General features: G+C 67.3%; 18 protein-coding genes, 3 rRNA genes and 3 pseudogenes. 19 read left to right on the top strand and 5 right to left on the bottom strand.

Annotation, left to right across the window (positions count from 1 at the left end; all coding sequences use genetic code 11):
* Positions 1–27 precede the first annotated feature (27 nt).
* On the top strand, positions 28–780 hold the full coding sequence (locus tag ACR5MH_RS14615; RefSeq protein WP_431347857.1) for a JAB domain-containing protein: 753 nt from the start codon (positions 28–30) through the stop codon (positions 778–780).
* Here the strand turns inward: ACR5MH_RS14615 and aspS are convergent.
* A pseudogene (gene aspS / locus ACR5MH_RS14610) lies at positions 704–1,980 on the bottom strand (aspartate--tRNA(Asn) ligase). The gene ACR5MH_RS14615 and the pseudogene aspS overlap by 77 nt on opposite strands.
* A 157-nt stretch (positions 1,981–2,137) precedes the next feature.
* Here aspS and ACR5MH_RS14605 point away from each other — a divergent pair.
* The 10 genes from ACR5MH_RS14605 (at position 2,138) to ACR5MH_RS14560 (ending at position 16,120) form a co-directional block, all read left to right on the top strand.
* Positions 2,138–2,845, top strand: coding sequence for a histidine phosphatase family protein (locus ACR5MH_RS14605; protein ID WP_431347856.1), 708 nt, complete (start codon positions 2,138–2,140; stop codon positions 2,843–2,845).
* Complete coding sequence (locus ACR5MH_RS14600; protein WP_431347855.1) at positions 2,842–3,450, top strand: TlpA family protein disulfide reductase; 609 nt, start codon at positions 2,842–2,844, stop codon at positions 3,448–3,450. Before ACR5MH_RS14605 ends, ACR5MH_RS14600 begins: the two co-directional genes overlap by 4 nt.
* A gap of 2 nt (positions 3,451–3,452) precedes the next feature.
* Positions 3,453–4,190, top strand: coding sequence for a cytochrome c biogenesis CcdA family protein (locus ACR5MH_RS14595; RefSeq protein WP_431349428.1), 738 nt, complete (start codon positions 3,453–3,455; stop codon positions 4,188–4,190).
* The gene (resB, locus tag ACR5MH_RS14590) at positions 4,174–5,799 is read left to right on the top strand and encodes a cytochrome c biogenesis protein ResB (RefSeq protein WP_431347854.1); all 1,626 of its coding nucleotides are present in this window, start codon (positions 4,174–4,176) and stop codon (positions 5,797–5,799) included. The genes ACR5MH_RS14595 and resB overlap by 17 nt, the downstream gene beginning before the upstream one ends.
* Before the next feature lie 10 nt (positions 5,800–5,809).
* Entirely contained in the window at positions 5,810–6,892 is a 1,083-nt protein-coding gene (gene ccsB, locus ACR5MH_RS14585; RefSeq protein WP_431347853.1) for a c-type cytochrome biogenesis protein CcsB, read from the top strand.
* A gap of 669 nt (positions 6,893–7,561) precedes the next feature.
* Positions 7,562–9,085: ribosomal RNA gene (locus ACR5MH_RS14580) — 16S ribosomal RNA — on the top strand.
* A gap of 421 nt (positions 9,086–9,506) precedes the next feature.
* Positions 9,507–12,620, top strand: a 23S ribosomal RNA gene (locus ACR5MH_RS14575).
* 133 nt (positions 12,621–12,753) lie between these two features.
* Positions 12,754–12,869: ribosomal RNA gene (gene rrf, locus ACR5MH_RS14570) — 5S ribosomal RNA — on the top strand.
* Together the 16S, 23S and 5S rRNA genes form the textbook arrangement of a ribosomal RNA operon.
* A 133-nt stretch (positions 12,870–13,002) precedes the next feature.
* On the top strand, positions 13,003–15,126 hold the full coding sequence (locus tag ACR5MH_RS14565) for a hypothetical protein (protein WP_433861892.1): 2,124 nt from the start codon (positions 13,003–13,005) through the stop codon (positions 15,124–15,126).
* Between the two features lie 4 nt (positions 15,127–15,130).
* Positions 15,131–16,120 (top strand): HAD-IIA family hydrolase, encoded by a 990-nt coding sequence (locus ACR5MH_RS14560; RefSeq protein WP_433861891.1) that lies wholly within the window; start codon positions 15,131–15,133, stop codon positions 16,118–16,120.
* Positions 16,121–16,186: 66 nt separating this feature from the next.
* Here ACR5MH_RS14560 and ACR5MH_RS14555 read toward each other — a convergent pair.
* Positions 16,187–17,178 (bottom strand): annotated as a pseudogene (locus ACR5MH_RS14555) (o-succinylbenzoate synthase).
* A gap of 57 nt (positions 17,179–17,235) precedes the next feature.
* Here ACR5MH_RS14555 and ACR5MH_RS14550 point away from each other — a divergent pair.
* The 4 genes and pseudogenes from ACR5MH_RS14550 to ACR5MH_RS14535 all read left to right on the top strand — a co-directional run bounded on the left by ACR5MH_RS14550 (position 17,236) and on the right by ACR5MH_RS14535 (position 20,429).
* Complete coding sequence (locus ACR5MH_RS14550; protein ID WP_433861890.1) at positions 17,236–17,628, top strand: enoyl-CoA hydratase-related protein; 393 nt, start codon at positions 17,236–17,238, stop codon at positions 17,626–17,628.
* Positions 17,526–18,146: a 1,4-dihydroxy-2-naphthoyl-CoA synthase gene (locus tag ACR5MH_RS14545; protein ID WP_433862655.1), complete on the top strand. Its 621-nt coding sequence runs from the start codon at positions 17,526–17,528 to the stop codon at positions 18,144–18,146. The genes ACR5MH_RS14550 and ACR5MH_RS14545 overlap by 103 nt, the downstream gene beginning before the upstream one ends.
* A gap of 215 nt (positions 18,147–18,361) precedes the next feature.
* Positions 18,362–19,420 carry an AMP-binding protein gene (locus ACR5MH_RS14540; protein ID WP_431347848.1) on the top strand — a complete coding sequence of 353 codons (1,059 nt, stop codon included), beginning with the start codon at positions 18,362–18,364 and terminating at the stop codon, positions 19,418–19,420.
* 26 nt (positions 19,421–19,446) lie between these two features.
* Positions 19,447–20,429, top strand: a pseudogene (locus tag ACR5MH_RS14535) (1,4-dihydroxy-2-naphthoate polyprenyltransferase).
* Here ACR5MH_RS14535 and ACR5MH_RS14530 read toward each other — a convergent pair.
* Entirely contained in the window at positions 20,417–20,713 is a 297-nt protein-coding gene (locus ACR5MH_RS14530; RefSeq protein WP_431347847.1) for a DUF4229 domain-containing protein, read from the bottom strand. The pseudogene ACR5MH_RS14535 and the gene ACR5MH_RS14530 sit on opposite strands and share 13 nt — an antisense overlap.
* A gap of 42 nt (positions 20,714–20,755) precedes the next feature.
* Here ACR5MH_RS14530 and ACR5MH_RS14525 point away from each other — a divergent pair, with 42 nt between their 5' ends.
* Genes ACR5MH_RS14525 through ACR5MH_RS14515 form a run of 3 tightly spaced genes read left to right on the top strand, consistent with a single transcriptional unit; the run spans position 20,756 to position 22,876 of the window.
* Entirely contained in the window at positions 20,756–21,109 is a 354-nt protein-coding gene (locus ACR5MH_RS14525; protein WP_431347846.1) for a PLD nuclease N-terminal domain-containing protein, read from the top strand.
* Positions 21,102–22,193 (top strand): 2-succinyl-5-enolpyruvyl-6-hydroxy-3-cyclohexene-1-carboxylic-acid synthase, encoded by a 1,092-nt coding sequence (gene menD / locus ACR5MH_RS14520; RefSeq protein WP_433861889.1) that lies wholly within the window; start codon positions 21,102–21,104, stop codon positions 22,191–22,193. The genes ACR5MH_RS14525 and menD overlap by 8 nt, the downstream gene beginning before the upstream one ends.
* Entirely contained in the window at positions 22,148–22,876 is a 729-nt protein-coding gene (locus ACR5MH_RS14515; RefSeq protein ID WP_433861888.1) for a thiamine pyrophosphate-binding protein, read from the top strand. Before menD ends, ACR5MH_RS14515 begins: the two co-directional genes overlap by 46 nt.
* Positions 22,877–22,912: 36 nt before the next feature.
* Here ACR5MH_RS14515 and ACR5MH_RS14510 read toward each other — a convergent pair whose 3' ends face one another.
* The gene (locus tag ACR5MH_RS14510; RefSeq protein WP_431347845.1) at positions 22,913–23,785 is read right to left on the bottom strand and encodes a LysM domain-containing protein; all 873 of its coding nucleotides are present in this window, start codon (positions 23,783–23,785) and stop codon (positions 22,913–22,915) included.
* Positions 23,786–23,942: 157 nt separating this feature from the next.
* On the opposite strand from ACR5MH_RS14510, the gene ACR5MH_RS14505 reads away from it, so the two are divergent.
* Complete coding sequence (locus tag ACR5MH_RS14505; RefSeq protein ID WP_431349427.1) at positions 23,943–24,488, top strand: acyl-CoA thioesterase; 546 nt, start codon at positions 23,943–23,945, stop codon at positions 24,486–24,488.
* A gap of 10 nt (positions 24,489–24,498) precedes the next feature.
* Here the strand turns inward: ACR5MH_RS14505 and ACR5MH_RS14500 are convergent, their stop codons facing one another.
* Positions 24,499–25,869 carry an FAD-binding oxidoreductase gene (locus tag ACR5MH_RS14500; protein WP_431347844.1) on the bottom strand — a complete coding sequence of 457 codons (1,371 nt, stop codon included), beginning with the start codon at positions 25,867–25,869 and terminating at the stop codon, positions 24,499–24,501.
* Positions 25,870–25,883: the final 14 nt, after the last annotated feature.

Below are 25,883 nucleotides of genomic sequence, written 5' to 3'. Positions count from 1 at the left end.
ACCCCATCGGCTTCCTAGCGTGGACGCATGTCCGAGCCGGAAGAAGCAGAGGAGCCCCTTGCACATGTACCCCAGCACGACCGTCCACGGGAGCGGATGCGCCGGCTCGGCGTCGGTTCGCTCACCGACCCCGAAGTCCTCGCCCTCGTCCTCGGCTCAGGCCAGACCGGCCGCAGCGTCCTCTCCCTCGCGCGCTCCATCCTGGCCCGCTGCGGCGGATTCCCGGGGCTCGCGACGATGGACTTCGCCCGGCTCGAGACCCTGCCGGGAGTCGGTCCCGCCACCGCCGGCCGGCTCGTCGCCATCATCGAGATCTGGCGACGCGCCGGGCGGTCCTCCGCTTGGACCCGGCTGGTCGATCACGAGGCGATCGCGGAGGTCGTGCGTCCCGAGCTGCTGCACCGCGACAGCGAGCGCTTCATCGTGGTCGTCGCGGACCGTGCCGCGCGGCCGCTGGAGATCGTCCTCGTGCAGGACGGCGGTGTCGACGAGCGCTCCATCCAGCCCGCCGACATCCTCCAGGCCGTGCTCACCCGCGGCGGCCGGTCCTTCGCCGTCGCGCACAACCATCCGTCGGGATCGCTCGACCCGTCCGTGGCCGACACCGTGCTCACTCGCAGGCTCGATCAAGCCGCGGCCACCATCGGGCTCCGCTTCCTCGGCCACATCCTGGTGGCCGGCGAACAGTGGACCGCGCTCTCGGCTACGGGGTCAGTCGCGTCGGTCCGCGGAAGAGATAGGTCGTCTCGCGCAGGTTGGCGAGGTGCAGCATCAGCATGAGCACGCGCGCCAGCCCCATCCCGAACCCGCCGTGCGGGGGATGCCGTAGCGGAACGTCGCGAGCACGTCCTCCAGCTCCTCCACCGAGAGGCCCTTGTCCACCGCCTGCTCCTCGAGGATCTCGACGCGGTGCTCGCGCTGGGCGCCGGTGGAGATCTCGACCCCGTTGAAGATCAGGTCATAGCTCTTGGTGATCGACGGATCGTCTGCGTGACGCATGTGGTAGTACGGGCGGATGCTCGACGCGTAGTCCGTCAGGAAGACGAACTCGTGGCCGTAGGTCTCCTTCACGTACGCGGAGATGCGGCGCTCGCCCTCCGGGTCCATGTCGTCGTCCGCGCGCGGCACCTCATAGCCCTGCTCCGCGACGATGCGCTTGGCCTCGGCGAGCGGGATGCGCGGGAACGGCGTGGTCGGCACGGTGACCTCGACGCCGAACAGCGCCTCGATCTCCGCGCCGTGCTTCTCCTTGACCGCCGTGAAGCCGGCGACGAGGAGGTCCTCGTGCACCTTCATGACGTCCTCGTGGCTGTCGATCCAGCTCAGCTCGGTGTCGATGCTCGTGAACTCCGTCGCGTGCCGGCTGGTGAAGCTGGGGTCGGCGCGGAACGCCGGGCCGATCTCGAAGACGCGCCCGAACCCGGCCGCCTGCGCCATCTGCTTGAAGATCTGCGGGCTCTGGGCGAGGTAGGCGGTCGTCTCGAAGTACGGCAGCTCGAAGAGCTCGGCGCGCGACTCGGACGCCGACGCCATGAGCTTCGGCGTGTGGATCTCGATGAACCCGTTGTCCACCCAGTACTGGCGCATCGCGTGCTCGAGCGTGGTCTGCACCCGGAAGATCAGGTTGTGCTTCGGCTCGCGGAGGTCGAGGAAGCGCCAGTCCATGCGCTTGTCGATGCCGCTGTCGGCGGCGATCGGCGTCTCGGGGATGGCGGCCGTCTCGACTTCGAGGGTGCTCAGCTTGATCTCGATGCCGCCGAGCTTGACGCGCTCGTCGTGCTTGAGCTCGCCGGTGGCGCGCACGAACGACCCCTGCGACAGACCGGAGATGGTGGTGGCCGGCTCGTCGGCGACGACGGCGCCGTCCTCACCCACGGTGCGTGGATTGACGAGCTGCACGGCTCCGGACTCGTCGCGCAGCACGACGAACTGCACCTTCTTCTGGTCCCGGACGGTCTCGACCCATCCGGCGACGTTCACGGGGCCGTCGGGCAGGGCGGCCAGGTCTTTGATCAAAACGCGTGCGGTCACGATCGACAAGCCTACCGCCCGCTCATACCGCCGCAGAGGGCTGGCAGCAGGTCGCGCGCTCCCACGCTCAGTGAATTCAAGGCAAGGCGCTCCGTAGACTGGTGCGGTGGTAGCAAGCCAGGTACATCTCGTCCGTCACGGAGAGGTGTTCAATCCCGACGGCATCCTGTACGGCAGGCTGCCGGGTTTCGGGCTGTCCAAGCTCGGCCATCGGATGGCGCAGGCCGCCGCCGACGACCTGGTCGCCCGCTCCCGCCCGGTGTCCCTGCTGCGTATGTCGCCGCTGCAGCGCACCCGCGAGTCGATGGCGCCGATCGCGGCGGCCTTCGGTCTGGAGCCGGAGGTCGACGAGCGGATCATCGAGCCCACCAACCACTTCGAGGGCACCAACATGCGGCGCGCCCTGAAGAACCCGGTCAACTGGCCGTTCATCGTCTACCCGCCGCGACCGAGCTGGGGCGAGGCCTACACCAGCATCGAGAAGCGGATGAAAGAGGCCGTCGACGCCGCGTTCGACTCGGTCGAGTCCGGCGACGTCGTCCTGGTCAGTCACCAGCTCCCGATCTGGGTCATGCACCTCTCGGCGGCAGGGGAGCGGTTCCCGCACGACCCGCGCAAGCGGCGCTGCGCGCTCTCCAGCATCACCACCTTCGAGCGGACCACCGAGCCGGCCCCGGCTCCCCAGCCCCGTCCCGGCGAGGCGCCGGTCCCGGTCGATCCCGACGCCCCGCCCGTCGTGCGCGTGGTGGAGGTCGGCTACGTCGAGCCCGCCGGCAGCCTCATCAACGCGGCGACCGATGTGGGGGCCGTGTGACCTCCGCTCGACGCCGCCTGGCGCTCCTTCTTCCCGCAGCCGCCGCGGCCACCGCGCTCCTGCTCTCGGGCTGCACCTCCAACGACGCCCTCGCCACCCAGTACCGCTCCGGAAACGGCCAGAACTACATCGCCGGCGACGGCAGCGTGAGCGAGTACGCAGCGGCCGATCGCGGCGCTCCCGTCGCCTTCTCCGGCAAGCTCGCCGACGGCACTGCGGTGTCCTCCAAGGACTACGCAGGAAAGGTCCTCGTCGTGAACTTCTGGTACGCGGGCTGCCCGCCGTGCCGGGTGGAGGCGCCCGACCTCGAGTCGCTGTCGCAGAAGTACGCCGCGCAGGGAGTCAGCTTCCTCGGCGTCAACCTCTACGACTCCGCGAGCACCGCGGCCAGCTTCGAGCAGGACAAGGGCGTGACCTACCCGTCGGTCCTCGACCGCGACACCGGGTCCGTCCTGCTCGCCTTCAGCAAGACCGTTCCGCCCAAGGCCACGCCGACCACCATCGTGATCGACAAGCAGGGCCGCGTGGCCGCCCGCATCCTCGGCGCGATCCCGGACAAGAGCATCCTCGACTCGCTCATCTCCGACGCCGTGGCCGGGAAGTGACCGTGAACGTCGGTCAGATCGTCTTCAGCGGCCAGCTCCTGCTCGCACTTCCCATCGCTCTCCTCGCGGGCCTGGTCTCGTTCGCCTCCCCGTGCGTGCTCCCGCTCGTGCCGGGCTATCTCGCCTACGTCGGCGGGATGAGCGACCCGGGCGCCAAGCGCGACCGCAGCCGGGTCCTGACCGGCGTGGCTCTGTTCGTCCTCGGTTTCGCCGTGGTCTTCATCGCCTACGGCGCCGCGTTCGGCGCGCTCGGCCTCTGGCTCGTCCGCTGGCAGGAGGTGGTCATCCAGGTGCTCGGCGTGCTCGTCATCGTGATGGGCCTCGTCTTCATCGGGCAGTTCTCCTTCCTGCAGCGCACCTTCAAGCCGACGTGGCGTCCCGCGACCGGCCTCATCGGGGCCCCACTGCTCGGTGTCGTGTTCGGCCTCGGCTGGACCCCGTGCATCGGCCCGACCCTCGCGGCGATCAGCGCGCTCAGCGTCGGAAGCGGATCGCCGTGGCGAGGTGCGCTGCTCGGGCTCTTCTACTGCATCGGCCTCGGCATCCCGTTCCTGCTGGTCGCCCTCGGTTTCGACTGGGTCGCCGGCTCGGTGGCCTTCCTCAAACGGCACATCCGGGTCATCAACATCATCGGCGGCGCGCTCCTCGTCGTCATCGGCGTGATGATGGCGACCGGCCTGTGGACCGCCATGATGTCCCAGTTCCTGGGGGTGATCTCCGGCTTTGTCCCGGCCATCTGACCACATCGACGTCGCTCCTCCTCGGGAGGACCCGGACGTCGTCCAGCCCAAACTCGGCCCGCTCGGCTGGGTGCGCTGGGCCTGGCGCCAGCTCACGAGCATGCGCACGGCGCTGTTCCTGCTGCTCCTGCTCGCCATCGCCGCCGTCCCCGGCTCGCTGTTCCCGCAGCGCGGCGCCGACCCGAACGGCGTCACCAAGTACTTCAGCGACAACCCGCAGCTCGCGCCGGTGCTCGACAAGTTCCAGCTCTTCGACGTCTACACGTCGTTCTGGTTCTCGGCCATCTATCTGCTGCTGTTCGCCTCGCTGATCGGCTGCATCATCCCGCGCACCGCGCACCACTTCCGCGCCCTGCGGGCCCGGCCGCCCCGCACTCCCGTCCGGCTCACCCGGATGTCCGCCTTCCAGGCACGCATCCTCCCCGCCGAGCTCCGGGCCGACGCTCCGGAGCCGATCGAGGCGGCACGCCAGGTGCTGCGCCGCTCGCGCTACCGGGTGGCCCTGTACCAGGACGCGCGATCCACGTCGGTCTCGGCGGAGCGCGGATACCTCCGCGAGACCGGCAACCTCGTCTTCCACATCGCCCTGCTCGGCGTGCTGTTCGCCGTCGGCATCGGCGGAGGCTTCGGCTACACCGGCCAGAAGGTCGTCGTCGTCGGCCAGAGCTTCGTCAACAGCCTGCCGTCGTACAACTCGTTCAATCCGGGGAGGTTCTTCTCCGACGGGTCGCTCGAGCCGTTCTCGATCCGGGTCGACAGTCTGGACGTCGCGTACGAGACGAAGAACCCGAACGCCAAGGGCACCCCGCTCGACTACACCGCGAAGGTGACGACGGCCGGTCCCGGAGACGCCTCCGGGACGTCGACGATCAAGGTGAACGAGCCGCTGGCGATCGGCGGCACCAACGTCTACCTGCTCGGCAACGGGTATGCGCCGACCATCACCGTCCGCGATCCGAAGGGCAAGGTGGTGTTCAGCGACTCGGTGCCGTTCATCGCCGAGGATGCGCAGCTCACCTCGCTCGGCTGGGTCAAAGTGCCGGACGGACTCCGGGAGCAGGTCGGCATGATCGGCTTCTTCTACCCGACCGTGGGCAAGAGCGCGACCGCTGCCGGCGCCCTGACCTCGACCTTCCCCGGCCTGAACGATCCCGTCCTCAGCCTCAACGTCTACGCCGGAGACCTCGGCGTGGACACCGGCGTCCCGCAATCGGTCTACAGCCTGAACACCGACAAGATGACCCAGCTCGCGGGGCCGGGCACGAAGACCAAGGCGCTGCAGTTGAAGCCGGGCCAGACCGTCGAGCTGCCGAGCGGGCTCGGCACGATCTCGATGAGCGACGTGAAGCGCTACGCGTCGCTCGACGTGCACCACGACCCCGCCCAGGGCTGGGTGCTGCTCTTCGCGATCCTCATCCTGGGCGGCCTGCTCACGTCGCTCTTCGTGCCGCGCCGCCGCATCTGGGTCAAGGCCGTCGAGAACCCCGACGGCTCGCTGACCCTGGAGTACGCTGGCCTCGCCCGTGGTGAGGACCCCAACCTCCTCGCGGCTGTGACCGCCGTAGCCGACGAGCACACCGCACTCCTCACCCGAACCCCGACGAATTAGGCTTGCACTCGTGACCGAAACCCTGTCCCAGTTGTCCACGGTCTTCATCTATGTGGCGATGGGGTTCTACGCGGCCGCGTTCATCGCGTTCGCGCTCGACCTCGCGCGCAGAGGAGCCCGAGCCACGGCCGCCGAGGCCGCGGTCGTCCCGAGCGCCGTCGCGCGCAGGGCGGAGGTCGCCCAACCGGTGGGAGCGACCGCCGCACGGATCTCCGCGTCCGGCGGAGGGGTCGAAGCGCCTCCAGCGACGCCGCCGTCGTCCGCGCTCGGCCGGCTGTCCTCCCGGATCAGCACACGACTCGAGGACGACGTGATGAACGGCGCCGCCTCGTCGGCGTCGATCAAGTGGGCGTTCGGCCTCACCATCGTGGGCTGGGGCGTCCACCTGATCGCGACGGTCCTCCGCGGCATCGCGGCGGACCGGGTGCCGTGGGCCAACATGTGGGAGTTCTCGATGACCGGCACGCTGGTCATCGTCGGGGTCTTCCTGGTGGCGAACCTCAAGTGGGACATCAAGTACCTCGGCACGTTCATCATCGGCCTGGTGCTGGTGCTCCAGGGGATCGCGTTGCTCCGGTACTTCGTCCCGGTGGTTCCGCTGCAACCGGCGCTGCAGTCGTACTGGCTGGTGATCCACATCATCGTCGCCGTGCTGGGCACGGCGTTCTTCGCGCTCGGCTTCGCGCTGTCGGGGCTCCAGCTCTTGCAGTACCGGCGCGAACGCCAGATCGAGGAGTCGCGACCGCAGCAGTTCCGGTTCCTTGCGACCCTTCCCAGCGCCGCCGCTCTGGAGAACCTGGCGTACCGGATCAACATCGTCGGCTTCATCGCCTGGACCTTCACGCTGATCGCCGGAGCCATCTGGGCCGAGAAGGCGTGGGGTCGGTACTGGGGCTGGGACACCAAGGAAGTCTGGACGTTCATCATCTGGGTCATCTACGCCGGCTACATCCACGCGCGGGCGACCCGCGGCTGGCGCGGATCGCGTTCCGCGTGGCTCGCGATCATCGGCTTCGCCGCGGTGCTCTTCAACTTCGGCGTCGTCAACGTGTTCTTCCACGGACTGCACGCCTACTCCGGGCTCGGATCCTGATCGGATTTCGCCCTTCCGCACGACGCGGTCGCCCCTCCGGGCGGCCGCGTTTGTGCGTTCCTGGGGCCGACTTCCGCGGAATCACGCGGATCTCGGCCTGCGACACGCCCGGGATGTCCGCGGAATTTGCGACGCCCCGGAGGCCTGCGTAAAGTACTTACTTGTCACCCCAAAGGTGCGGGAGAGCGGAAGAGCTCCCCGGCCTCAAGCGGGACCGAATCCTTAGCCTAGCGGCAAAACTCAACTTGAAAGAGTTGCTTTGCTGCGCTTAGGATTAACACCCCACTCACTGAGCAGGTCTAACCGGTTCGGGTCGTGTAAATCGGATGTATCCCACGATGGATGAACGAAAGAGCGCGAAACGGCCGACTTGACAAACTGACTGAGAGTGGTAAGGTAGAGAAGTTGCCTCACAGAGAAGCCCGAGAGGGTTGAAGGTGAGAGCGTCCGATCCTTGAGAACTCAACAGCGTGCACAATGTCAAATGCCAAAAACCTCGGCATTGACTCGAAGACCTCGGTCTGAAAGTCGATGCATGAGATTCCTTTGGATTAGAAACAGAATGTCAGTAGATATTCGAAACTAGTCAAGACAAACTCGCGGGAGACGAGATATTTCCTCTCTGACCCCGCACTATGTTTCCAGTCGCTTGCGACTCGGAGCTAAACATTTATGGAGAGTTTGATCCTGGCTCAGGACGAACGCTGGCGGCGTGCTTAACACATGCAAGTCGAACGATGAACCTGGAGCTTGCTCTAGGGGATTAGTGGCGAACGGGTGAGTAACACGTGAGTAACCTGCCCTTGACTCTGGGATAACCTCCGGAAACGGAAGCTAATACCGGATATGACGCACGGAGGCATCTCCTGTGCGTGGAAAGAACTTCGGTCAAGGATGGACTCGCGGCCTATCAGGTAGTTGGTGAGGTAACGGCCCACCAAGCCTACGACGGGTAGCCGGCCTGAGAGGGTGACCGGCCACACTGGGACTGAGACACGGCCCAGACTCCTACGGGAGGCAGCAGTGGGGAATATTGCACAATGGGCGCAAGCCTGATGCAGCAACGCCGCGTGAGGGATGACGGCCTTCGGGTTGTAAACCTCTTTTAGTAGGGAAGAAGCGAAAGTGACGGTACCTGCAGAAAAAGCACCGGCTAACTACGTGCCAGCAGCCGCGGTAATACGTAGGGTGCGAGCGTTGTCCGGAATTATTGGGCGTAAAGAGCTCGTAGGCGGTCTGTCGCGTCTGCTGTGAAAACCCGAGGCTCAACCTCGGGCCTGCAGTGGGTACGGGCAGACTAGAGTGCGGTAGGGGAGAATGGAATTCCTGGTGTAGCGGTGGAATGCGCAGATATCAGGAGGAACACCGATGGCGAAGGCAGTTCTCTGGGCCGTAACTGACGCTGAGGAGCGAAAGCGTGGGGAGCGAACAGGATTAGATACCCTGGTAGTCCACGCCGTAAACGTTGGGCGCTAGATGTGGGGACCATTCCACGGTTTCCGTGTCGCAGCTAACGCATTAAGCGCCCCGCCTGGGGAGTACGGCCGCAAGGCTAAAACTCAAAGGAATTGACGGGGGCCCGCACAAGCGGCGGAGCATGCGGATTAATTCGATGCAACGCGAAGAACCTTACCAAGGCTTGACATATACGAGAACGGGCCAGAAATGGTCAACTCTTTGGACACTCGTAAACAGGTGGTGCATGGTTGTCGTCAGCTCGTGTCGTGAGATGTTGGGTTAAGTCCCGCAACGAGCGCAACCCTCGTTCTATGTTGCCAGCGCGTAATGGCGGGAACTCATAGGAGACTGCCGGGGTCAACTCGGAGGAAGGTGGGGATGACGTCAAATCATCATGCCCCTTATGTCTTGGGCTTCACGCATGCTACAATGGCCGGTACAAAGGGCTGCAATACCGTAAGGTGGAGCGAATCCCAAAAAGCCGGTCTCAGTTCGGATTGAGGTCTGCAACTCGACCTCATGAAGTCGGAGTCGCTAGTAATCGCAGATCAGCAACGCTGCGGTGAATACGTTCCCGGGCCTTGTACACACCGCCCGTCAAGTCATGAAAGTCGGTAACACCCGAAGCCAGTGGCCCAACCCTTGTGGAGGGAGCTGTCGAAGGTGGGATCGGTGATTAGGACTAAGTCGTAACAAGGTAGCCGTACCGGAAGGTGCGGCTGGATCACCTCCTTTCTAAGGAGCATCTGGCACCCTCGGGTGTCCAGGCGCCGGATCTGAGCGAACGTCTCAGCCGGTTAGCTCATGGGTGGAACATTGACATTGGTGCGGAGCCGAATGGCTCGAACTCAGTACGTCCCTCGGGATAGGAAAAGTTCGGACCCGGAAGCCCTGCACATGCACGCTGTTGGGTCCTGAGGGACCGGGCCTCATCCAATCGGATGGGAACTGGACCTCTGGACCTTTTCTGGTCGGCCATAACTGGGCCGGCGGAGAAGGTACCGCCCGTACTTTGAGAACTACACAGTGGACGCGAGCATCTTAGATTCGAACCTTCGGGTTCGAATCACATAGATCACAGTACTTATGTACTGATAGATCATTGGTCAATCTGCTCATCTTCGGATGAGTCGATCGATTCTATAAACTCATGTGATTTCAAATTTCTAAGAGCAAACGGTGGATGCCTTGGCATCTGGAGCCGAAGAAGGACGTAGTAATCTGCGATAAGCCTCGGGGAGCTGATAAACGAGCTTTGATCCGAGGATCTCCGAATGGGGAAACCCCGCTGGGCCCGCAAGGTGACCCAGTGACTCCCGCCTGAATATATAGGGCGGGTAGAGGGAACGTGGGGAAGTGAAACATCTCAGTACCCACAGGAAGAGAAAGCAAAAGCGATTCCGTTAGTAGTGGCGAGCGAAACCGGAAGAGGCTAAACCGATCATGTGTGATAGCCGGCAGGCGTTGCATGGTCGGGGTTGCGGGACTTTTCAGCAGCTTCTGCCGAACTGCAAGCGTTACAAAGGATCATAGGCGAATGGTATTGAAAGGCCAGTCATAGAGGGTGCCAACCCCGTAGCCGAAATGGTCCAATGGCGCGAAGAGTATCCCAAGTAGCACGGGGCCCGAGAAATCCCGTGTGAATCTGTCAGGACCACCTGATAAGCCTAAATACTCCCAGATGACCGATAGCGGACAAGTACCGTGAGGGAAAGGTGAAAAGTACCCCGGGAGGGGAGTGAAATAGTACCTGAAACCGTTTGCTTACAAACCGTTGGAGCCTCCTTGTAGGGGTGACAGCGTGCCTTTTGAAGAATGAGCCTGCGAGTTAGCGATATGTGGCGAGGTTAACCCGTGAGGGGTAGCCGTAGCGAAAGCGAGTCTGAATAGGGCGATTCAGTCGCATGTCCTAGACCCGAAGCGAAGTGATCTATCCATGGCCAGGTTGAAGCGACGGTAAGACGTCGTGGAGGACCGAACCCACTTAGGTTGAAAACTGAGGGGATGAGCTGTGGATAGGGGTGAAAGGCCAATCAAACTTCGTGATAGCTGGTTCTCTCCGAAATGCATTTAGGTGCAGCGTTGCGTGTTTCTTGCCGGAGGTAGAGCTACTGGATGGCCGATGGGCCCCAAAAGGTTACTGACGTCAGCCAAACTCCGAATGCCGGTAAGTGAGAGCGCAGCAGTGAGACGGTGGGGGATAAGCTTCATCGTCGAGAGGGAAACAACCCAGACCACCAACTAAGGTCCCTAAGCGCGTGCTAAGTGGGAAAGGATGTGGAGTTGCACAGACAACCAGGAGGTTGGCTTAGAAGCAGCCACCCTTGAAAGAGTGCGTAATAGCTCACTGGTCAAGTGATTCCGCGCCGACAATGTAACGGGGCTCAAGCACGCCACCGAAGTTGTGGCATTGACATTATTGGTAGGCCTTCGTGGTCCAGCCGTGTTGATGGGTAGGAGAGCGTCGTGTGGCGAGTGAAGCGGCGGTGTAAACCAGCCGTGGACGCCACACGAGTGAGAATGCAGGCATGAGTAGCGAAAGACGGGTGAGAAACCCGTCCTCCGAAAGACCAAGGGTTCCAGGGCCAGGCTAATCCGCCCTGGGTAAGTCGGGACCTAAGGCGAGGCCGACAGGCGTAGTCGATGGACAACGGGTTGATATTCCCGTACCGGCGAAGAACCGCCCAAGCTAATCCAGTGGTGCTAAGAGTCCTAATCCTGGACACGGATCCCTTCGGGGTGAAGGTCCGGGCCTAACGCTCGACCCCATGCTGGTGCGGCTAGCGTATTAACAGGTGTGACGCAGGAAGGTAGCCCAGCCGGGCGATGGTTGTCCCGGTGTAAGTGTGTAAGCCGAGAGATAGGCAAATCCGTCTCTCACATAGGCCCAGGCACGATGCGTAGTCTTCATTGACGAAATGGGTGATCCTATGCTGCCGAGAAAAGCATCGACGCGAGGTTCAAGCCGCCCGTACCCCAAACCGACTCAGGTGGTCAGGTAGAGAATACTAAGGAGATCGAGAGAATCGTGGTTAAGGAACTCGGCAAAATGCCCCCGTAACTTCGGGAGAAGGGGGGCCTGAGGCGTGAACGGACTTGCTCCGGGAGCGTTTGAAGGCCGCAGAGACCAGTGGGAAGCGACTGTTTACTAAAAACACAGGTCCGTGCCAAGTCGCAAGACGATGTATACGGACTGACGCCTGCCCGGTGCTGGAAGGTTAAGAGGAAGGGTTAGCTTCGGCGAAGCTCAGAATTTAAGCCCCAGTAAACGGCGGTGGTAACTATAACCATCCTAAGGTAGCGAAATTCCTTGTCGGGTAAGTTCCGACCTGCACGAATGGCGTAACGACTTCCCAGCTGTCTCAACCGCGAACTCGGCGAAATTGCACTACGAGTAAAGATGCTCGTTACGCGCAGCAGGACGGAAAGACCCCGTGACCTTTACTACAGCTTGGTATTGGTGTTCGGTGTGGCTTGTGTAGGATAGGTGGGAGACTTTGAAGCGGGCACGCCAGTGTTCGTGGAGTCATTGTTGAAATACCACTCTGGTCACTCTGGATATCTAACTTAGAACCGTAATCCGGTTCAGGGACAGTGCCTGGTGGGTAGTTTAACTGGGGCGGTTGCCTCCCAAAAAGTAACGGAGGCGCCCAAAGGTTCCCTCAACCTGGTTGGCAATCAGGTGTCGAGTGTAAGTGCACAAGGGAGCTTGACTGTGAGACTGACAAGTCGAGCAGGGACGAAAGTCGGGACTAGTGATCCGGCAGTGGCTTGTGGAAGCGCTGTCGCTCAACGGATAAAAGGTACCTCGGGGATAACAGGCTGATCTTGCCCAAGAGTCCATATCGACGGCATGGTTTGGCACCTCGATGTCGGCTCGTCGCATCCTGGGGCTGGAGTAGGTCCCAAGGGTTGGGCTGTTCGCCCATTAAAGCGGTACGCGAGCTGGGTTTAGAACGTCGTGAGACAGTTCGGTCCCTATCCGCTGCGCGCGTAGGAAATTTGAGAGGATCTGACCCTAGTACGAGAGGACCGGGTTGGACGAACCTCTGGTGTGCCAGTTGTTCCGCCAGGAGCACCGCTGGTTAGCTACGTTCGGGATGGATAACCGCTGAAAGCATCTAAGCGGGAAGCCGGCCTCAAGATGAGATTTCCATGCCTTCGGGCGAGAGGCTCCCAGCTAGACTACTGGGTTGATAGGCCGGATGTGGAAGTGGGGACTAAAGACCCATGGAGCTGACCGGTACTAATAAGCCGATAATTTGATAATCACTACTCTCATGTCGTTGTAAGGCTGGCATGAGGGGAAAGAGATTGCCCGCGTCCACTATGTGGTTCTCGATGTACGGTCGAGAACTGATTCAAGCGAAGCTTGATCGTTCACTTTGATACATCAATAGTGTTTCGGCGGCCATAGCGAGAGGGAAACGCCCGGTTACATTCCGAACCCGGAAGCTAAGACTCTCTGCGCCGATGGTACTGCAGGGGGACCCTGTGGGAGAGTAGGACACCGCCGGACTTCTTTGTGAGATGGCCACCCAGTGATGGGTGGCCATTTCGACGTGTGCATCGGCACTTTTCGCGCGGGCGGTTCCCAGCGCGATCCACGCACATATGCTGGGCGGAAACCCCGGCACCCGACAGGAGAAGTCGTGAGCGATACACCGGCAGACGACGACAGGACGTCCGCCTCGAGCGGCAGCGACCGCGGTCGAGGCTCCGGTCGCCCACGCAACGGCGCGGGCCGCGATGGCGACCGCTCCGGCGGCGCTCCGCGACGCGACTCCGGTCAGGGCTACGGCCGTGCCGGTGACGGTGGTGACCGCAGGGGCGAGTCCGGCGGCTCTTCGCGCGCAGGTGGTCCGAGCCGGCCGAGGGATGGCCAGTGGGGTCGCGACGGTCAGCGCGGCGGAGCCCAGCGCAGTGACGCGCAGGGTCGCGGGGCACACACGCGTGACGGCGACAGCCGTGGTGGCCAGCGCCGCGACGACCAGGCCCGTGGTGGTCAGTACCGTGACGACCAGGCCCGTGGTGGTCAGTACCGTGACGGCCAGGGTCGTGACGGCCAGGCGCGTGGTGGTCAGTACCGTGACGGTCAGCGCCGCGACGGTGACAGCCGTGGTGGTCAGTACCGTGACGGCCAGGGTCGTGACGGCCAGGCCCGTGGTGGTCAGTACCGTGACGGTCAGCGCCGCGACGGCCAGAGTGGCGGCGGTCAGTGGAACCGCGAAGGTCAGCGTCGAGACGGCCAGGGCGGCGGCGGTCAGTGGAATCGTGGCGGCCATGGCCGCGACGATCAGGGCCGTGACGGTCAGCGTCGTGACGCACAGTGGAACCGCGATGGTCAGCGTCGAGACGGCCAGAGTGGCGGCGGTCAGTGGAACCGCGAAGGTCAGCGCCGCGACGGCCAGGGCGGTGGCGGTCAGTGGAACCGTGACGGGGCGAGCCGTAGCCCTCAGGGCAGCGGCGGCCAGCGCCGTGACGGTCAGCGCGGTTACGGCCAGGGTCGTGACGGACAGCGCCGCGACGGACAGCGCCGTGACGGCCAGGGCCGCGAGGGTCAGTGGAACCGGGACGGCCAGGGCCGCGACGGGCAGCAGGCTCGAGGCGGTCAGCGTGGCGGTTCCTGGGACGCGACGCGTTCGCGTGACGGGGCAGGATCCCGCGGTTTCGCCGGCGGCCGCGACGGCTCCGGTTCCCGGGGTGGACAAGGCTCGCACGGTGGCCGCGACGGCCGCGCCTCCGGCGCCGGTGGGTCGAGAGGTTACGGTCGCTCGGACGACAAGCTGTGGACGAGGGACGGCGCTCCCGCGCGCGGTGATCGCGCCGCCCGGGAGCACGAGTACGAGCTGGACGCCGAGGCGGCGCTCGCTCGCGAACTCCGGTCGGTGCGTCCGCGCCACGACGACCCCGACCTCCCCGCGGATGTCGAGGCGCGCGACCTGCCGAAGGAAGCCCGCGTCGAGCTGAAGACGCTCAGCAAGGACAACGCCGACTGGGTCGCACAGCACCTGGTCATGGCCGGGCGCCTGATCGACAGCGACCCCGAGCTCGCGCACCTTCACGCCTTGTCGGCCGCGCGCCGTGCCGGGCGCATCGGCGTCGTGCGCGAGACCCTCGCCATCACCGCCTACGCGACCGGCGACTTCGCGCTCGCGCTGCGCGAGCTGCGCACCTACCGCCGGATCACCGGCTCCAACGACCAGATCGCGCTCATGGTCGATAGCGAGCGTGGGGTCGGCAGGCCCGATCGCGCGCTCGAGCTGGGGCGGTCGATCGACCGCGGCGCACTGCCGTCCGACGTCCAGGTCGCGCTGGCGATCGCCATGTCCGGCGCCCGGTTGGATCTGGGACAGGAGGAGGCCGCACTGGCCGAGCTGGAGATCCCGCAACTCGACCCGAACCGTGCCTTCACCTGGAGCTCGGACCTCTTCCACGCCTACGCCGAAGTGCTCGAAGCCCTCGGCCGCGACGCGGAGTCGGCGACCTGGCGCGAGCGTGCCGAACGTGCGGAGCTCGCGCTCGAGGAGGCCCACGCCGACGCGGAGCTCGAGACCGTCCACGTCATCGAGGAGGAGTTCGAGCCGGCCGTGGTGATGGACGACCTCGGCCCGCTGGAAGCGGATGAGGCGGACGACGAGTTCACCGACGCCCTGCCGGCCCCGGACGAGGCTGCGCTCGATGAGACGACCGGTGAAGGCGCCGCGCCGGAGAACGCGAACGACGAGACCACGGAGGACGAGCCGCACGATGGCGCTGTTTCGACGGACGAGTGAGACTGTGACGCCGCTGACCGGTGTCGATCTGGTGCTGGCCGATCTCGACGGGGTCGTCTACACGGGACCGAACGCCATCCCGCATGCGGTCGACAGCCTGAACGACGTGGCTGAAACCGTCAGGGTTGGTTACATCACCAACAACGCGTCGCGCACCGACGCGTCCGTGGCGGCGCACCTGAACGAGCTCGGGCTCCACGTCGAGCCGCGGGACGTGGTCACCTCACCCCAGGCCGCCGTGCGGCTGCTGAGCCAGCACGTTCCCGCGGGGTCCACGATCCTCGTCGTCGGCGGCGACGGACTGGAGGACGAGGTCCAGAAGGGCGGGTTCTCCGTCACGCGCTCGGCCGATGACGACCCGGCCGCGGTCATCCAGGGCTTCTCGCCCGACATCGGCTGGGCGCAGCTCGCGGAGGCGTCGTTCGCTCTGCAGGGGCGCACCGACAGCGAGCGTCCGTGGATCGCGACGAACACGGACTGGACCATCCCCGTCGAGCGCGGCATCGCGCCGGGCAACGGGACGCTGGTCTCCGCCGTCCACACTGCCGCCGGCCGGCTCCCGCTCGTCGCGGGGAAACCGGAGGTCGCGATCTTCGAGGAGGCCATCGCGCGGTTCCACGCGACCAAGCCGCTCTTCATCGGCGACCGGCTCGACACCGACATCCTCGGCGCCAACCGCGCGGGGATCGACTCGGTCCTCGTGCTCACCGGGATCGACCGCGCCAAGCAGCTCCTCGCGGCGGACGCAGAGTCGCGGCCGACCTACATCCTGGGTGACCTGCGCGGGCTGGGCGAGCCGTATCCGACGGCGAAGACCGGGAAGAACGGCGCGGTCACGGTCGGCACATCGACCGTCGCCATCGACGGCAACGACGTCCGCATCCTCAGCGAGGGCGACGATGAGCTCGACCTGCTCCGGGCGGCGTGCCGCGCGATCTGGGATTCGGGCCGCGCGATCTACGGCCTCGAGGTGCCGGAGCGGCTGTACGGCTGACGCGTCCGGCATGTACGGCGGCCCCGCCTATCGAATCGGGCGACCCGGCCCTCCGGCGGACCGCCGTCAGAGCGCTGCCGCGTGCTCCACGATCCGATGACAGCGGCGTACGCGGTCGAGCCACCAGTCCCTGCGCTCGTCCGGCGCGGCAAGGCGGTCGAGCTGCGCGGTCGACACCCGAGGGCGGATGACGGGGATCGCACCGTCCACCGGCACGAGCGGCGTCTCCGCGACATCGTCCTCGAACAGCGCGACGGTGCCGAGACCGCAATCGAACTCCAGGTCGGGCACCGCCGCGGCGAGGTGGGCGCCCATCGCGATGCCGACCGAAGTGTCCAGCGCGCTGGAGACGACGACCGGGAGGCCGGCCTCCGCCACGATCCGCAGCGCCGAGTGGATGCCTCCGAGCGGCTGAGCCTTGATGACGAGCAGGTCCGCGGCTCCGGCGCGCGCGACTTCCAGCGGATCGCTCGCCTTGCGCACGCTTTCGTCGGCGGCGATCGGGATGTCCATGTAGCGCGTGCGCCGGCGGATCTCGGCGAGCTCCTCCACGGTCGCGCAGGGCTGCTCGACGTATTCGAGGTCGAACGGCGCGAGCGCGTGGATGGCGTGCTCGGCCTCGTCCACGTTCCACAGGGCGTTCGCGTCGACGCGGACGCGGCCTTCCGGACCGAGGCGCTCGCGGACCGCCCGGACGCGGGCCACATCGTCGGCGAGGGTCTGGCCGGGCTCGGCGACCTTCACCTTGGCGGTGCGCGCTCCCGGATACCGGTCGAGGACGGCAGGCACGTCGGCCGCCGCCACGGCCGGTACGGTGGCGTTGACGGGGATCGTGTCCCGCAGAATCGCGGGGGCGCCACGCCAGCCGAAGTCGATCGCGGCGTGCAGCCAGGCGGCGGCCTCCTGGTCGTCGTACTCGACGAAGGGGAGAACTCGGTCCAGCCCTCGGGACCCTCGAAGAGGACCGCCTCGCGGACGGTGATACCGCGGAACCGCGATCGCATCGGGAGCCGGACGACGCGGGCTGTCCCTAACAGGTCGGCGAGTTCGGGCAGCATTCCACCAGTTTGGCACGCGACCCGATTTCATAGTGGGCCCGACCGTAGGCTTGTGGCATGGCTTCGGCAGTATCAGACCTCTTCGACCCAGCGGTGTGGACGGACGTCCCCGGATTCGGGGAGCTCACGGACATCACCTACCACCACGACGTGAGCGGGCGCATCGCGCGGATCGCGTTCGACCGCCCCGAGGTGCGCAACGCCTTCCGCCCGCACACTGTCGACGAACTGTATGCGGCACTGGAGGACGCCCGCACGAACCCGCGGATCGGCGTCGTGCTCCTGACAGGCAACGGGCCGAGCCCGAAGGACGGCGGTTGGGCGTTCTGCTCGGGGGCGATCAGCGCATCCGCGGCCGGGACGGATACAAGTACGCCGAGGGTGAGACGGCGTCCGGCATCGACGCCGCGCGCGGTGGCCGGCTGCACATCCTCGAGGTGCAGCGGCTGATCCGGTTCATGCCCAAGGTCGTCATCGCTGTCGTCCCCGGGTGGGCGGCGGGCGGCGGTCACTCGCTCCACGTGGTGTGCGACCTCTCCATCGCGAGTGCCGAGCACGGGAAGTTCAAGCAGACCGACGCGGACGTCGGGTCGTTCGACGCCGGTTACGGGAGCGCGTACTTCGCGCGACAGGTCGGTCAGAAGTTCGGCCGTGAGGTGTTCTTCCTGGCCCGCGAGTACTCGGCGCAGCGCGCGTACGAGATGGGTGCGGTGAACGCGGTCGTTCCGCATGCCGAGCTGGAGGCGACGGCGGTCGACTGGGCGCGGGAGATCCTGACGAAGTCGCCCACGGCGATCCGGATGCTCAAGTTCGCCTTCAACGCGGTTGATGACGGGATGGTCGGGCAGCAGGTGTTCGCGGGGGAGGCGACGCGGCTGGCGTACGGGACCGACGAGGCGGTGGAGGGGCGCGACGCGTTCCTCGAGAAGCGGGAGCCCGACTGGTCGCCCTTCCCGTGGCAGTACTGAACGGGTGCGGATGACCGGCGGGTTCGCGATGTATTCAGTGGTGGGCGCCAGGTGACACGACAGTATCGTGTGGTCGACGCACGCCGGACGGGGAGCTCTTCGCCGCGCTGAGGGAGGCGCTGACCGAGGGCGGGGCGGCGGTCGTTCCGCGGAACGGAAGCGGCGAGGGAGCAGGTCCCGGTCGGAACGGGACGGAGGGAACCGGGCCGAAGGACGTGGGACGTGCGGGCGGCGGCTGGCCGCGCGACACGGAGCGGGCTCCGCAGAACGTCGCGCTCGTCATCGAGACGTCCGGCTCGACGGGCGTGCCGAAGCGGGTCGCGCTCTCCGTGGACGCCCTGCTGGCCAGTGCGGCCGCCTCGGCCGGCGCGATGGGTGGTCAGGGACAGTGGTTGCTCGCCCTCCCGGCGCACTATGTCGCCGGAGCGCAGGTGCTGGTCCGTTCGCTGGCGGCGGGAACCGAGCCCGTCGTCTACGGCGAGGGGCACTTCGATCCACTGCGGTTCGCGGGGCTGGCCGGCGAGCTGACCGACGGCCTTCGCTACACGTCGCTCGTACCCGTGCAGCTCGCACGGCTGGTCGACGCGGCCGAGGGCGGCGCCCGGGAGGTCGGGAGAGCGTTGCGCAGGTTCGACGGCATCCTCGTCGGCGGGCAGGCGCTCGACCATCGCCTGCGCGAGCGGGCCGAAGCGCTGGGGGCGCGGCTCCTGGCGACGTACGGGTCGAGCGAGACGGCGGGCGGCTGCGTCTACGACGGGGTGCCGATCGGCCCGACCGTGGTGCGGGAGGTGGACGGCCTGCTCGAGATCAGCGGGCCGACGCTCGCAGAAGGCTACCTCGGCGACCCCGAGCGGACGGACGCCGTGTTCCATCAGGAGGACGGCGTCCGGTGGTATCGCACGGGTGACCTCGGGGAAGTGCGCGACGGGCGCGTGGCCGTGCACGGGAGGTCGGACAACGTCATCATCTCGGGTGGCGAGAAGGTGCTGCTCGACGCCGTCGAGCGACTCGTCCGCTCGTGGGACGGCCTCGAAGACGCGGTCGTCGTCGCGGCCGAGGACACGCGCTGGGGGCAGGTCCCGGTCGTCGTCACGACAGGCCGTGCCGAGCTCGCGGCGCTCCGGAGCGCGATCGCCGAACGGCTCGGGCGCGCAGCCGCGCCGGCCCGGATCGTGACCGTCGCCGAGCTCCCGCACCTCAGCAGCGGCAAGCCCGACCGGGTCGCTGCCGCGCGGCTGGCGCGTGGCGACACGGTCGAACGGCCTGGGGGATAGCGGTTGTTGTTACGATTCGCACTGTGATGAGCCAGAACAACCCTCGAATGCAGCGGATGGCGCCACCCCCGGCGCGCGGGCCTCGTGGCGGCAGGAGCGCACGCCCTGGCGCCAAGGCCTCCGCCGTCCGTCCGGCCACGGCAGCGGACTGGATCGCCGGCGCGCGACTGCGAACGCTCCCGCTCGCTGTCGCTCCCGTGCTCATCGGTGTCGGTGCGGCGAAGGTGATCGAAGGCGCGGGCATCTGGCACCCGATCCGCTCGCTGCTCTGCTTGGCGGTCGCCGTGCTGCTCCAGATCGGCGTCAACTACGCCAACGACTACTCCGACGGCATCCGCGGCACGGACCAGTACCGGGTCGGGCCCGGGCGCCTCACCGGTTCGGGCAAGGCTGCGCCCAAGAAAGTGCTGACGGTCGCGCTCACGTTCTTCGGGCTCGCTGCGGTCGCGGGACTCGTCCTCGTCCTGCTCACGCAGCTCTGGTGGGTGCTCATCGTCGGGGCCGCGGCCATCGCGGCCGCGTGGTTCTACACGGGGGCAAGCGTCCCTACGGCTACTACGGGCTCGGCGAGGTGTTCGTCTTCGTCTTCTTCGGGCTGGTCGCGACGGCGGGAACGACCTACATGCTGGCCAAGACGGTCAACCAGGAGGCCTGGCTCGGCGGCGTCATCGCCGGACTGATCGCGTGCGCGGTGCTCATGGTCAACAACATCCGCGACATCGAGCCCGACCGGCTCGCCAAGAAGCGGACGCTCGCCGTCCTGCTCGGCAACACCGCGTCGCGGATCGTGTTCTGCGTTTTCCTGCTCGTGCCGTTCGGCATCCTCGCGGTGCTGGCGCTGTTCTACCCGTTCGCGTGGTTCGGGATGTTCGCGCTGCTCGCCGCGCTGCCGGCCTGCGTCATCACGCTGTTCGGCAGGTCGCCTCGCGAGCTCATCACCGCGCTGCAGCTCACCAGCCTCACCGGGCTGCTCGTGGCGATCGCGCTCGGCGCGGCCTACGCCTTCTGACCGGGAGCGTTCCGACCGTGCGCCTGCGCGGCGTCGATCGCGTCGTCCTCGGCGTCGTCCGCTGACGGAGCCGGCTTGTCGCGGTGGCGCGCCGCGTACAGGTCGGACGCGACGGCGTGACGCTGCTTGGCGAGCAGGATGTACGAGAGGCACAGTCCGATCAGTGCTGCGGCGATGACCGACGCGTACCAGACGATGCCGAGCAGAAGCAGGATCGCGAGCGGCACCGCGAACAGCACCAGGCGCAGCACGGTGTAGGTCAACCAGGAGGGAATCCGCTTCACCCTCCCAGCTTAGGCAGGCCTCCTGAGAGTTACGATGTAGCCATGGTTCGCCTCTGGATAGTCCTCGGCGTCGCAGCCGCGGTTTTCTACATCTATTCGGTGGCAGACTGCGCTCTCTTCGACCGTTCCAGGGTGCGTGGCCTACCCAAGCCCGTGTGGGTGCTCGTCATCGTCCTGTTCCCGATCATCGGCGGGATCCTCTGGTTCCTGATCGGCCGCGGCCGACGACGCGCGGAGGTCGCCCGCAGGGTCAGCGCCCCCGACGACGACCCCGCGTTCCTCGGTAAGCTCCGGATCGACCACGACCAGGAGGAGCGCATCCGCCGGCTCGAGAAGGAGCTGGCCGACCTCGACGACAACGGTCCCGACGACCAGACCGGCCGACGGGATGGGTGACCCGCGGGTCTCGGAAGAGCCCGCGGAGGTGGAGGCGACCGGCAACCCGGCGACCGACTACGCGCTCGCGCTCCTCGCCGGCTTCGTGGAGGCCGGGGTCGCCGACATCGTCGTGAGCCCCGGATCGCGATCGCAGGCGCTCGCGCTCGCCGCGGCCGAGCTCGAACGTGCGGGGGCCGCGCGGCTGCACGTGCGGATCGACGAGCGCGTCGGCGGCTTCCTCGCGCTCGGGCTGACCCGCGAGACCGGCGCCCCGACGGTGATCGTCACGACCAGCGGCACGGCGACCGCGAACCTCCATCCGGCCGTGCTGGAGGCCCACGAGGCCGCCATCCCGATGATCGTCGTCACGGCCGACCGGCCGAGCGAGCTGCGCGGCATCCGCTCCAACCAGACAACGCGCCAGGACGGCCTCTACGGGACCGTCGTGCGTGCCAGTCACGATGTCACGGCGCCCGTGGGCGCGGACGGCGAGCCCGAGGAGGCGCGGGCGCTCGCGCGTTCCGCCGTCGAGGAGGCTGTGGGCGCAGCGACTGCGGATCCCGGGCCGGTGCACCTCAACGTCGGATTCCGCGAGCCGCTGTCGGTCGCGGTTCCGCCCGTCGGGGGACTCGTTCGCGGCGCCCTGCCCGCGACGGCCGGACCGGCGGCGCTGGGCCGGGAGGTCGTCGAGTTGGCCGGCGGCCCGCTCACGGTCGTCGTCGCCGGCGCGGACGCCGGGGCCAAGGCCGCCGAGCTCGCCCGCACGGGCGGTTACCCGCTGCTCGCGGAGGTGTCGAGCGGCGCCCGGTTCGGGCCGGAACTGGTGGTCGCTTACCGCGAGCTGCTCCGGGACGAGTCCTTCGGCGGTCGGGTCGAGCGGGCCGTCGTGTTCGGGCATCCCACGCTCAGCCGCGAGGTCCCCGCCTTGCTGATGCGAGACGACGTCGAGGTGCTGGTCGTCGCGCCGACCGGCCGCGAGGCGTACAACCCGGGCCGGCGCGCCAGGGTCGTGGGGGTGTCAGGGCACCCGCAGGCGTCGACCTGCGCAGCCCTGAGGTGCGCTCGTGGGTCGGGAGCTGGGTCTTCGCGAGCCGGCGCCTGACGGAGGAGGTCGAGCGCGCCGCAGACCCGACCGCCTCAGCCCCCGACGTCGAGAAGGCGCGCTCGTACGAGCCGGCCGACGCGCTCGCGTTCGCCCGCGCCGAGCTCGCCGCGGTCCGCGCGCCGATCACCCGGCCGCTGCTGGCGGAGGCGCTCTGGCGCTACACGTGGCCGCACGACCGGCTCGTGCTGGGAGCGTCCCGCCTCATCCGCGACGCCGACCGGCTGGTGCCGGGGAAGAAGATCGCGGTGCACTCCAACCGCGGGCTCGCGGGCATCGACGGGACGATCGCGACGGCCACGGGCATCGCGCTCGCCGCCGAGGCGCGGGCGAGGCAGGTCGGCGCCGCCGCGGGCGTCACGCGCGTGCTCCTCGGCGACCTCGCGCTGCTGCACGACGTGGGTGCGCTGCTCGGCGGGGCCGGGGAGGCGCGCCCGCACCTCCAGGTCGTGGTCGGCAACGACGGCGGCGGGACGATCTTCGACGGGCTGGAGGTCGCCGCGACCGCGCCGGTCGAGGCGTTCGACCGGGTGCTGTACACACCGCAAACGGTCGACCTGTCGTCGCTCGCGCGCGCGTACGGCTGGGAGTACGCGGTCGCGCGCACCAAAGGCGAGCTCGACCAGGCGCTGTCGGCGCCGCCGGCCGGGCCGAGCATCCTCGAGGTGCCGCTGCCTCGCTGAGCCGCCCGACCGTGGGGGCCGGCGGTGCGAGTCTCCCTACAGGCTGTCCGGGTCCAGGTTCAGCGCCGTCGACGCGAGCAGATACTGATTGCCGCCGTCGCCCGGCAGGTCCGGGTTGAGCCAGAGGAGCCACTCCACCGGGATCCCGAAACGCTCCGCGACCGCCGTGGTCGTGTCTCCCTCTGCGACCTCGTAGCGTCTCGGGGCGCCGCTCGCGGTCGTCGCCGTCACGGCGCCGGCAGCGTTGGGCCGGGCTCCGGAGTCGACCGGGTGCACGTTCGACGCGCGGACCGGCACCGACCAGCGGACCGTGTCCACCGCGAGCACCTTGTCCGGGCCGAGCTCCTGCGGGACGCCGTCGAACGACGTAGCGGAGGAGTACGTGACGAGCGTGCCGAGATAGGACGGCTGGCCGGCGCCGCCCAGCAGCGCCGTGGAGGCCGCGGCAGGGGCGGAGGTGGGGCCGCCGAGCTGATGGTCCCCGACGCCGTGGTAGGTCAGGCCGTCGCCCACGCGCGGTGCGATGTCGATGAAGGTGACCGACACCGGGACGGGGACGGTCGAGGTGAAGTTCGAGTATTGCGCCGAGTAGGTGTTGTCCCCGTTCGAGACCACCCGGTAGTGGAAGTGGATGCTGCCCTTGGGCGACGCGACGCTCGCCTCCGCGACCACAGTGCCGGCCGGGACCGACGTCAGCGTGGGTGCGGGAACCGGCGTGGGGGTGGGGGTGGGGGTGGGGGTCGGGGTCGGCGTCGCGGTGCCGTAGCTGCGATCGTCCGCCATCGGAGTCGTGGTCGGCTTCGGCGTCCGCGAGTGCGTGGGCGCAGAGCCGGGTCCGCCTCCGCCCGCGAACAGCGCGCAGCCGGCGAGCAGGGAGACGACGGCGACGCTTGACGCCGCCGCGGCCACCGTCCGTCGAGCGCGTGCGCGAGCGCCCTTCGACGCAGTGAGACCCCGGAATATTCGATTCAGCACGATTTCCCCCTCGCAGAACCCTAGCGGGCTTGGAGAGGGTCCACAACGAAGATGAGGGGGCTTGGCGTATCACTAACATGACCGCGTGCACATGATCTTCCGGACGATGCTCCACGCGTTCCTCTCCCGGTTCGGCGCGCGCCTGGGCCACTGGGATGTGGCGCGCACCCGCTTCCGGGTGCTGCCGACGGACCTCGACATCCTCAAGCACATGAACAACGGGGTGTACCTGTCGATCGCCGATATCGGACGGTTCGACTTGCTGCGCAGGAACGGCGTCTGGGCGATCTTCGAGCAGCGCGGCTGGTATCCGGTGGTCGCGTCGGAGACGATCTCGTTCCGCAAGTCGCTGGAGCTCTGGCAGAGCTTCGTGGTCGAGTCGCGCATCCTCGGGTTCGACGAGAAGGCCGTCTACGTCGAGCAGCGGTTCACGGTCGACGGCGAGATCTACACCCAGGCGTTCATCCGCGGCCGTTTCCTGAAGCGCGGCGGGGGTGTCGTCTCCATCGAGGAGCTGTTGGAGGCCGTCGGCCCGGCGCCGACCGACGTCAGCGTCCCGGAGTGGCTGCTCGAGTGGGGCTCGGACGCCGCGCTGCCCTCCACGCGCGCGGATGCGCCGAGCGTCTGGGCCGAGTGAGCCCGGCCGCTCAGGCCGGACCGAACGCGAAGACACGTTCCGGGTCGTACGTGGCGCGCACCTCGGTGAGCCGGGCGCTCACATCGGCCGGCCAGGAGCCCGCGAACGTGGCCTGGTCGGTCAGGTCGGCCGCCCAGTTGACGTTGGTGACCGCGGAGATGCGGTGCTCCAACGCGCGGGTGATCGCCTCGGCCGCCGCGGGCGCGGTGGTGCCGAAGGTCGCGGGATCGGCGGCGATGGCGCTCAGGGTGTAGCCGCTGGCGCGTCCGCCCACCGCCGTTCCGTCGTCGGTGTCGCGCCCGGCGGCGCCGCCGAGCTGCCGGATCTCCAGGGCGAGGAACGGCGAGTCCACCCGCGGCCCGGCGACGTCGAACAGTGCATCACCGTCAGCGGCGTCGAGGTCGTCGAGCATGAAGCCGCGGATCCAGGCCGGCGAGCCCTCCTCGGGGTCGTTGTGGATGGTCGCGACCGCGGTGGTCGGGATCACTCCCACGAAGTCGAGGAAGATCGGCGCGGCGGCCCGGATGGGCGCGAACAGACGCTCGCCGTCCGCGGCGTCGCCGGGATAGGCGAACCGGACGCTGAGAACCGTGCGCCCGCGCAGTGGCGGCGGTGGCCCGTCGACGTCCGGCACGCGCAGCAGCACGACGGAGGTCGTGGCCTCCTCGCCGAGCGAGCCCGCCCAGTCGACCCAGGCGCGGAAGGCCGGCTCGATCGCGTCGCCTTCGAAGAACACGCTGCCCGCGTAGAGAGTGGTGAGCGGCACCAGCTCCAGCGTCATCTCGGTGACGACCCCGAGGCCGCCCTTGCCGCCGCGGAGTGCCCAGAACAGCTCGGGGTGCGAGTCGGCGTCGGCCGTGACGACCTCGCCGTCCGCGGTGACGACGCGGAAGCCGCGCACCCAGTCGGCGGTGAAGCCGTGCGTGCGGGCCAGCGGTCCGAGGCCCCCGCCGAGGGTGTAGCCGACCGCGCCGACGCTGGTCGACGACCCGGTGACCGGGGCCAGCCCGAACTCGGCCGCCGCGGCGATGACAGGAGCCCAGCGGACTCCCGCGCCCAGCCGGACGAGCCGGGTCGCGTCATCGACGTCGATCGTGTCGAGCGCGCGGGTGGAGACGATGAGGCCGCCGACGATGGCGGACTCGGAGCCGTGGCCGGTGGCCTGGACGCGCACGGGAAGGCCCTGCTCGCGGGCGAAGCGCACCGCCTCCGCGACGTCCTGCTCGTCGGCGACGGCGACCACCACGTCCGGGTCGTGCCGGACGGTGGGATTGAAACAGACGACTTCGGCGGCGAGCCCGTCGTCGCCGCGCAGGTAGACGGTTCCGTGGACGCGGTCGCGGAGGCGCGCGACGGCGTCGGCTTCGATGTGGATCCCCATGAGGAGAAGCTAGG

It is taken from the genome of Streptomyces sp. L7, assembly GCF_050990935.1.
Classification (GTDB): Bacteria; Actinomycetota; Actinomycetes; order Actinomycetales; family Microbacteriaceae; genus Leifsonia.
Note: the sequence above shows the minus strand (reverse complement) of the source record. Positions and strands in the feature narration are given on the sequence as shown.

What these genes read in the sequence shown, in the direction of transcription:
- ACR5MH_RS14615 (WP_431347857.1), top strand. Translation starts at nt 28, where the DNA reads ATGTCCGAGCCGGAAGAAGCAGAGGAGCCCCTTGCACATGTACCCCAG.
- ACR5MH_RS14550 (WP_433861890.1), top strand. Translation starts at nt 17,236, where the DNA reads ATGGCTTCGGCAGTATCAGACCTCTTCGACCCAGCGGTGTGGACGGAC.
- ACR5MH_RS14525 (WP_431347846.1), top strand. Translation starts at nt 20,756, where the DNA reads ATGGTTCGCCTCTGGATAGTCCTCGGCGTCGCAGCCGCGGTTTTCTAC.
- menD (WP_433861889.1), top strand. Translation starts at nt 21,102, where the DNA reads ATGGGTGACCCGCGGGTCTCGGAAGAGCCCGCGGAGGTGGAGGCGACC.
- ACR5MH_RS14505 (WP_431349427.1), top strand. Translation starts at nt 23,943, where the DNA reads ATGATCTTCCGGACGATGCTCCACGCGTTCCTCTCCCGGTTCGGCGCG.
- ACR5MH_RS14500 (WP_431347844.1), bottom strand. Translation starts at nt 25,869, where the DNA reads ATGGGGATCCACATCGAAGCCGACGCCGTCGCGCGCCTCCGCGACCGC.